Origin of the sequence: Bacillus cereus group sp. N8, from assembly GCF_016483685.1 — a bacterium.
Classification (GTDB): Bacteria; Bacillota; Bacilli; order Bacillales; family Bacillaceae_G; genus Bacillus_A; species Bacillus_A proteolyticus.
The window spans coordinates 1-8,195 of record NZ_JAEHBK010000071.1 but is presented as its reverse complement, the minus strand read 5'-3'; the positions used below and the strand labels follow the sequence as shown (position 1 = coordinate 8,195).

The following is an 8,195-nucleotide window of genomic DNA, read 5'->3' as shown; positions in this document are numbered from 1 at the left end:
TTTTTTTTTTTTTTTTTTTTTTTTTTTTTTTTTTTTTTTTTTTTTTTTTTTTTTTATTTTTTTTTTTTTTTTTTTTTTTTTTTTTTTTTTTTTTTTGAATTTTCTTAGTTTATATATTATACAAATTAAATGTGTCGAGGTACAAAGAAAAGAGGGGGTATTTTAATTTTTAAATGATTCCTGCCAATTTTTCATAAAAAATGCTTTCTAAAAACTCGCCTTAAAAGCTATGTCCCTGATAGGTACTTTTTTGAATTACTACCTCAACAATCATAAACAATAAATGCAATCTTTACAGAAAAAAAACAACTTGGACAAAGACAAGTTGTTTTTTCTAAAGGGCACAGCAAAGAAAGAGTGGAGGAAAAAATGCATACACACATGTCAATGATGTAAAGTAAACTAACAAATAAAACTAAAAATTCCGACAATTACACCGCTAAGGGTTTTTGTATACTCTTTCTTTGTAATTATAAGTCTAGCATGAAAATAAAAATAAAACAACAAAAATATACAATTTTCTGTTAAATTCGACATTTCTTTCGCGAGTTACCATTTCCACATTAAGCATCAGTTACTAGAATATTTATTTTTTAAAGTTATCTAGGTATTAATAAGATTTACATAATACCTATTATCGATAACTATGTAAACCTAATAATATTTTTAAAGACTGCTTTTTTTCTGTCCCATCTTGAAAAGATTCTGGATTTACACGTATTTGGGCTGACCTCCATATCCATCGACTTAAGAGTTTTTAATAGACCATAAACCCAGATCCTCCTTTTTCTACAACTAGTTATTTATAAGAGCGCATCTTATTCAAATTTATATTCTGATGCAATTTTTCATATCTAAATAAAAGAAAACTGTATGCAAAGTACGATTAAATTATATTAATAGTTTATTAAATTGTATTTAATCATTATAATATTTATAATTACATTAATCCTTTCATTGAAATAATTGAATGTAATTGGCGGAATTCTACTATTTGCGCGTCGAAAACTTCGTGTTTCAATAAAACCACAAATGGTATTACTTCTGGTAAGAATAAGGAGAAGTTTTAGAAAGAGAGTGAACTATTCTTGACAATAAAAATAGAGGAAATATATCGAGAAATATTAGATGGAAAAAGAAAAAGTTTTCCTCGTGGTACGTGGAGCGAAGATGTGAATGGCGAATCAAAAAGGAGGGTAACGCGATATTTAATTGAGGAAGTTTTAAAATGGAGCAATGATGATATTAAAGAAGAATGGAACCAGAGTCTTATTACAAAATTCAAATTAACTAGTGTGATGCAGGTTTATCGAAGTAGTCCATATGAGATGTTAAACGCAGCATATCCCAATCGATTTGAACCATGGGAGTTAAAGCATATTCCTAAGTGTTTTTGGACATATGAAAAAGGATTGGAAATATTAAGGAGGATAATTGAAGAAAAAGAAAGGTTAACAGAGTATCAATTACTAAATAAGTATGATTTGAAGTGGTTAATAGAAAATAAACTGGGCGAGGTATGTTCGAGCTATTTTAATGGTAGCCCCTATCAAATGTTGAATGCAGCATATCCCGATCGATTTAAAGAGTGGGAATTGAAATGTGTTCCTAAGAATTTTTGGACTAAGGAAAAAGGGTTGTTGGCCTTACGTTGGTGGATTGAGAAAAAAGAAAAATTAACAAAAGAAGACGTACTTGATGTGCATAGTGGGGAGTGGTTAAGAGAAAGAAATTTAGGTACACCACTGTTGAAGTATTGGAATAACAACGCTTATCAGATGTTAAATGCAGCATATCCCAATGAATATAGAGAATGGGAATTAAAAAGAGTTTCAAATAAATTTTGGAACGATAAAGAAAAGAGTTTAAAGATTTTTAAGCAGATCATCAAAGAAAAGGGCATGTCTCAGGAAGATATAAAGAAACATTATAGTTTGAAGTGGATTGTAAATAACGGATTGAGGACACCGCTCATGAAGTTTTGGTCGGATAGCCCCTATAAGATGTTAAATGAGGCGTATCCAAATCAATTTAAAGAATGGGAATTAAAAGTAGTACCTAATAGGTTTTGGGAAAAAGAGAAAGCGAAAAAAATAATTAAGCATGAAATAAATAAAGCAGGGATATCTGTTTCACAGTTATTAAAAATGGGAGGAAGGAAATGGATGGTGAAAAACAAATTAAGTACACCTTTTAATAAATATTGGGGGGGGAGTACCTCTACGATGTTAAAAGAAATATATCCGAAAGAATTTGAAGTGGAAAATAGTAAGAAAGTGAACTGATTGTATGAAAAGATTGTTATTCAGTACCATATTATTTATTAAGAAAGAGATAAACGGTTCTTTCAAACGGATAGGGAAGGAATATATGTCGTGGTGACATTTCAATTTCACCTTCCGTCTCAAAAACTAAGATTACTTTTTATTTTGAGATGGAAGTTTTTTTTCTGTATATCTATTTATTTTATTCATACCATAATATAAACCTTGTAATTTCTAAAAAATAGGATAGTCGAATAAATAAAAATTACAATGTAATGCAGATAAAAAACTATCTTAGAAATTTTTAATTATATCTCAATAAGATAAGAATACTTTTGATTTTGAGACGTAATATTTTTTATTTTTACAACTACCGATAAGATTACTTATGTAAACAAGGTTTTCGGGAAATATGCCATCATATCAACATTTGTTGTACTTCAGAGTACTCCCACTTACAATATCTTTTATACATCGTTGATTTTACGCTATTTTCACCTTTAAACCACCGTTATTTCCTGCATAAACTTCACCTTGTTAACTACCTCTATTTTTCTTCATTACTTATTTAAATCCTTGTGAAAAAATAAAGATTTATCTATTGAAAATGGTATATAGAGGATATACGCTACCATCCCTTCTCCAAATTATCCTTGTTAAGAAAGGAATGATATATATGAACTTCAAGACTAGTTCTTTCGAGCTCAGTGTTTCATCTGAGTTCGTTGTGTTCGTTTGTTTTGTTAATCCTTATCTTTCCTTAACAACAAACAAGACGCCACCCAGAGCACGGCAGCGCCTACAATAATTGCTATAAACCTAATCAAAATTATTTATCGTACAATAACTTCAGGAATAATAAAGTTATTTAATTTTGAAAGAGAACCATCCATAATGGCCCTCTTACTCTTCCCAATCTAACCTCAGCTTGATAGCGATGTGGCGAGACCTTATAAAACTTGTTAATATTTTCATATACATCAATCAAGTTATACATATATTGGTTATATTATGTTAAAATTGTAATGAATATTTTAAATATACTAATAGTTAAAGCGACGGAAGGGGCTTACAGATGGGGAATAAAACAGCCAAATCAAAAAAACTAGTAGGATTAGTAGCAACGGCAACATTAGCCACATCAATGGTTGCGGGAGCGAGCAACACAAACGCTCAGACAACAGATTCATTGAAAGTGAATGATCCAATACAAGCAACAGCAGAAGACAAGAAAGAAAATCTTCCGGAAAACCAAGCGCCTGTATTAACTGGAATTTATGACAGTACAATACATGTAGGAGATACATTTATTCCAATGTTGGCAGTGTCAGCTTTTGATCCAGAAGATGGAGATATTACTTCTAAAGTAACAGTTGACGGTAAAGTAGATACTTTTAAACCAGGCACTTATGAGTTAACTTACACGGTTACAGACTCTAAGGGTCTTAACGTAACTGTGAAACGAACAGTTACGGTTAAAGAGAATATGAAACCTACATTAACAGTGCCTCTTAGAGCAACGATTAATGTAGGAGATAAATTCGATCCAATGGCAGGGGTGTCGGCTAGTGATCCAGAAGATGGCGACATTACTTCTAAAGTAACAGTTGACGGTAAAGTAGATACTTCTAAAGCTGGTACTTATGAGTTAACTTACACGGTTACAAACTCTAAGGGTCTTAACGTAACTGAGAAACAAACAGTAACAGTTAAAGAGAAGGAAGGAACAAAAAATGAAGCACCAGTATTAACTGTACCGGATTTCACAACACTACATGTAGGAGATACGTTTGACCCAATGTTGGGAGTGTCAGCTTTTGATCTAGAAGATGGTGATTTAACAAGTAAAGTAAGTAATGCAGGTGCAGACGAAGTTGATACTTCTAAACCGGGTAGATACATTATAGTGTATGGAGTTACCGACTCCCAAGGGGAGTATACATACACTGTACGAAATGTATATGTAGTGGATAATGAAGAAACTCCAGATATGGAACCTAAATTAACAGTGCCTGTTGGAACAACGATTAATGTAGGAGATAAGTTCGATCCAATGGCAGGTGTATCGGCTATTGATTCAGAAGATGGTGACATTACTTCTAAAGTAACAGTAGACGGTAAAGCGGATACTTCTAAAACAGGTACTTACGTGTTAAATTACGCAGTTACAGACTCTAAGGGGCATAAAGTGACTGCGAAACAAACAGTAACGGTTAAAGAGAAAGAAGAAATAAAAAATGAAGCACCGGTGTTAACTGTACCGTTCACAACTACAGTACATATAGGCGATACGTTTGACCCAATGAAAGGTGTAAAAGCTGTTGATAAAGAAGATGGTGATTTAACAAGTAAAGTAAAACATACGGGCAATGTAGATACGTCTAAACCGGGTAAATACATTGTAGAGTACGGGGTTGTCGATTCCCAAGGAGTTAATGCAACAGCTACACAGACTGTAATTGTGGAGGAAAATGGAGAAACTCCAGATATGGAACCTAAATTAACAGTGCCTGTTGGAGCAACGATTAATGTGGGAGATAAATTCGATCCAATGGCAGGTGTATCGGCTATTGATAAAGAAGATGGCGATATTACTGATAAAGTAATCCATTTTGGTGAAGTAGATACATCTAAAGCTGGTACTTACGAAGTGAAATTCCTTGTTCGTGACTCAGACGGTAATGAATCAACTATGACACAAAAAGTGGTTGTGAAAGATAAGGACAATGGTAACGGTTCTGATAACGAAAATAATGGTTCGGGCAACAATAACGGTTCTGATAATGGTAATAACAATACTAACAATGGCAATGGCTCTGATAATAGTAATAACAACACTAACAATGGCAATGAGCCTGATAATGGTAACAGTAATAGCTCAAACAATAGTACTTCTGATAGAAAAGAAGATACATATAAACAGCTTCCCAAAACGGGTGCAAGTTCAAATAACAGTACAGCAGTAGGCGTATTGATGGTCCTTGCAGGTATGGTAATTACTTTTGGTCGCAAATTTAAAAAGGCGCTAAAATAAAGCTACTCAGTGCATCAAATAAAAAGATGGTGTGAAATTCTAATTCACACCATCTTTTTAAATAACTATTTTATTTTTAAAAGGACTTTATTATTTTTTTAACAAATCTATTATTTGTGTACAAAAGTGTTAATATTCTTCATAAAGGAGATCTACTGATGAAAAATCTATGGAAGAAAATTTCTTTAATTGCTTTCATAGTAATGGTCCTTTTAATAATTTTATATTTTTGCGGTATGTCACTTTTCTGGAACCAACCCTAAATTACATTAAAAAAATAAGCCCCCCTCGAATAAAACTCAATATTCCGTCAATACTATAGACAACCCATTAAGTTACTTTCTCCTTGTTCCCCCTTGGAGAACCGAGCAGTTAGCTTTTGCTAGCTGCTCTTTTGTTTGAGATTAAAGCAGCGTTTTTGTTCAAAATGATGCCCTATCCATTTGGACACATTTACCAGTATTTTTACCAAAAAATTCATGATATTGTTAATTAGTCGAGTACGTCATTGCTTGATGATTACCCTTAGGAGCCCCGCAGACAATCGGGGTTTCTTTTATTTAAATAAGGATTTTTTTCAAATCGTTTGATAAAGGTGAAGCAACCACTCTAATGTATATAAATTTCTTTTAATTTGTGTTTTATTGCGTCAACATAATCCGGTATGCTCCAGACCCTCGTATTCTCTTTTTTGCTTGCATTTCTACTTCCTTTAATTCATCTGCACCATAATATTAAAATGCTTTCAATAGTAAAAATAGTTTTTGTAAGTTTTATAATTACTATGGAAAAGATGTTGTAATCAATCTAGCCCCTGAAAAGAAAAAATAAAGTATACGATAAAAAATACAGTGAAAAAAGGACACTCTCGTCAGATACTCCTAGCAAGCGTGTCCTTTTACACTTTTCTATCAATGAAACTATTATTTTACTCCTACGTCATTCCAAGCTTTTTGCACAGCTTGATATGTCGCGCTATTAACGCCATCGTAATCAGCAACAGATTGTAATAATGCAGCACGTGCCTTGCTGAAATCACTAGTTGGTGTAAGGTACGTTGTTAAAGCACGGTAGTAGATTTTTTCTGCTTTTTCCTTACCAATAGCATTGATTGTTAAATAAGCAGCTTTATTTGGAATACCGCTATTGATATGTACGCCGCCATTGTCTCCTTCTTCTGTTGGTGGTAAATATTGATAGTCATTCATATGAGCAGGTTGGCCATACTTTTCAGGATTTGATAAGCTGCGAAGTGCATCTCCTGCAACTTTTGGCGTAGTTACAGCTTCTCCTAGATCCCAGTTGGCTGGATCAACGAAATATCCAAATACATCAGAAAAAGATTCATTTAGTGCCCCGGATTGATTTAGGTATTCAAGCTCAGCTGACTTGTCAGTTACCGCATGTGTTAGTTCGTGTGCAACAACATCAAGAGAACCTGACAGCGGTGCGAATTGAACACCATCGCCATCACCATATACCATTTGTTGTCCATTCCAGAATGCATTATTGTAGTTGGTCCCGAAATTAATTCCAGAACGAATCGTTGCACCTTTTCCATCAAAACTGTTACGGTTATGAACATTTTTATAATAATCATATACTTTTCCTGCATTAAAATGAGCATCAACTGCAGGAGCTTGGCTCTTATCTATCCAAGCATTATCTGTATCGAATAGAGAGGAATTACTTGGATTTTGCCAATCAGTGCCATGATTAGTTGTAGTTGTCTCAATAACGCCACCATTCATCGGTTTTGTTGTGTCTTTTAAATAGTATTTTCCATATTGACTGCTATAAGTTGTATTCAGGCTTTTTCGATCCCCCAATACGCCGTTGCCGTAGCCTTTTTGCGGAGTATCTGCATCTGTAACTGCATTATATGAATTTACAATTGTTCCATCTTCTGCGTTTACATAGATTTTCCAGTTTGCTCCATAAGGTTTAATGAATTGTAATTGTACTTTATAAGCCAAGTAATAATTTCCGTCTTTTTCATAAACAACTAAATCAGCTTTTTCATTTGTAGATTTTGCGGTTTCTTTCATTTGTTCTAACGGAGTCCCACTTGTTTCTACAAATGTATCTTTTTTTGCTAGATTAATATGTTTCCATGCATTTGAAAGGGCAGTTTCATTTGAAATCTTTGCCTTTGTATTTCCTTTCAAATGGACAGCGGCAGCGGGATGTACGTCTCCGTTTACCGTTGTTACTTTGCCCTCACGATTTGTATGAACAATGAAACGTGCACCATCAACTGGAACTTTATTAATAGATTGAATGTACACATAATGTTTCATTCCTAAATCATCTGACTTTACTTCTTTCAGTGTTAAGTCAGTTTGTGGGTTGATTTTAAATAATTCCTTATTTTCTTCAAGGAACGATTTTACCTCTTTTTCTGAATCTACTTTTTTATCAGATAATTTACCTGAAAGGAAAGATGGATTTCCTTGTTCATCATTCCACTTTTTTTGAACGACTTCCATTTTGTCCAAAGCTTCTTGCTGCGATACTTGTTCTTCTGCAAAGGCATTTGAAAATGGAGCCCCTAAAACCATTCCGGTTGCTAGTAATGTAACGACGGATTTCTTCATTTTTATTTCTCCTCTCAATACTATGTATAATAAAGATGCATCTTATTAAAGAATTATACAAAAAAAACGTTATCTTGTTATTATTAATGCAAAATTGCATTTTAAAAATTCTGATATTTTTATTTCTATTTCTCGTTATAGAAACATCCTTTTTTATAATGATTTATGGATAGAGGAATTTAGGGGGAAAGGTGGCATGATTTGATTACTTATGTTCTCATACATTGAACTACCCCCACTTTCACTTCGTTTAGAAGAGGGGGATTCCTAAGTAAAGAGTTCTATCGAACTCTAATTTAT

The 8,195-nt window shown here is 33.2% G+C and carries 3 protein-coding genes; 2 read left to right on the top strand and 1 reads right to left on the bottom strand.

Features of this window, described 5'->3' with window-relative positions:
- Positions 1-1,088: 1,088 nt before the first annotated feature.
- Positions 1,089-2,285: a DUF4046 domain-containing protein gene (locus tag JDS80_RS29875; RefSeq protein ID WP_199640722.1), complete on the top strand. Its 1,197-nt coding sequence runs from the start codon at positions 1,089-1,091 to the stop codon at positions 2,283-2,285.
- Positions 2,286-3,339: 1,054 nt separating this feature from the next.
- The gene (locus JDS80_RS29870) at positions 3,340-5,298 is read left to right on the top strand and encodes an immunoglobulin-like domain-containing protein (RefSeq protein WP_199640721.1); all 1,959 of its coding nucleotides are present in this window, start codon (positions 3,340-3,342) and stop codon (positions 5,296-5,298) included.
- A 923-nt stretch (positions 5,299-6,221) separates the two neighbouring features.
- Here the strand turns inward: JDS80_RS29870 and JDS80_RS29865 are convergent.
- Entirely contained in the window at positions 6,222-7,895 is a 1,674-nt protein-coding gene (locus JDS80_RS29865; RefSeq protein ID WP_199640720.1) for a M4 family metallopeptidase, read from the bottom strand.
- Positions 7,896-8,195 lie beyond the last annotated feature (300 nt).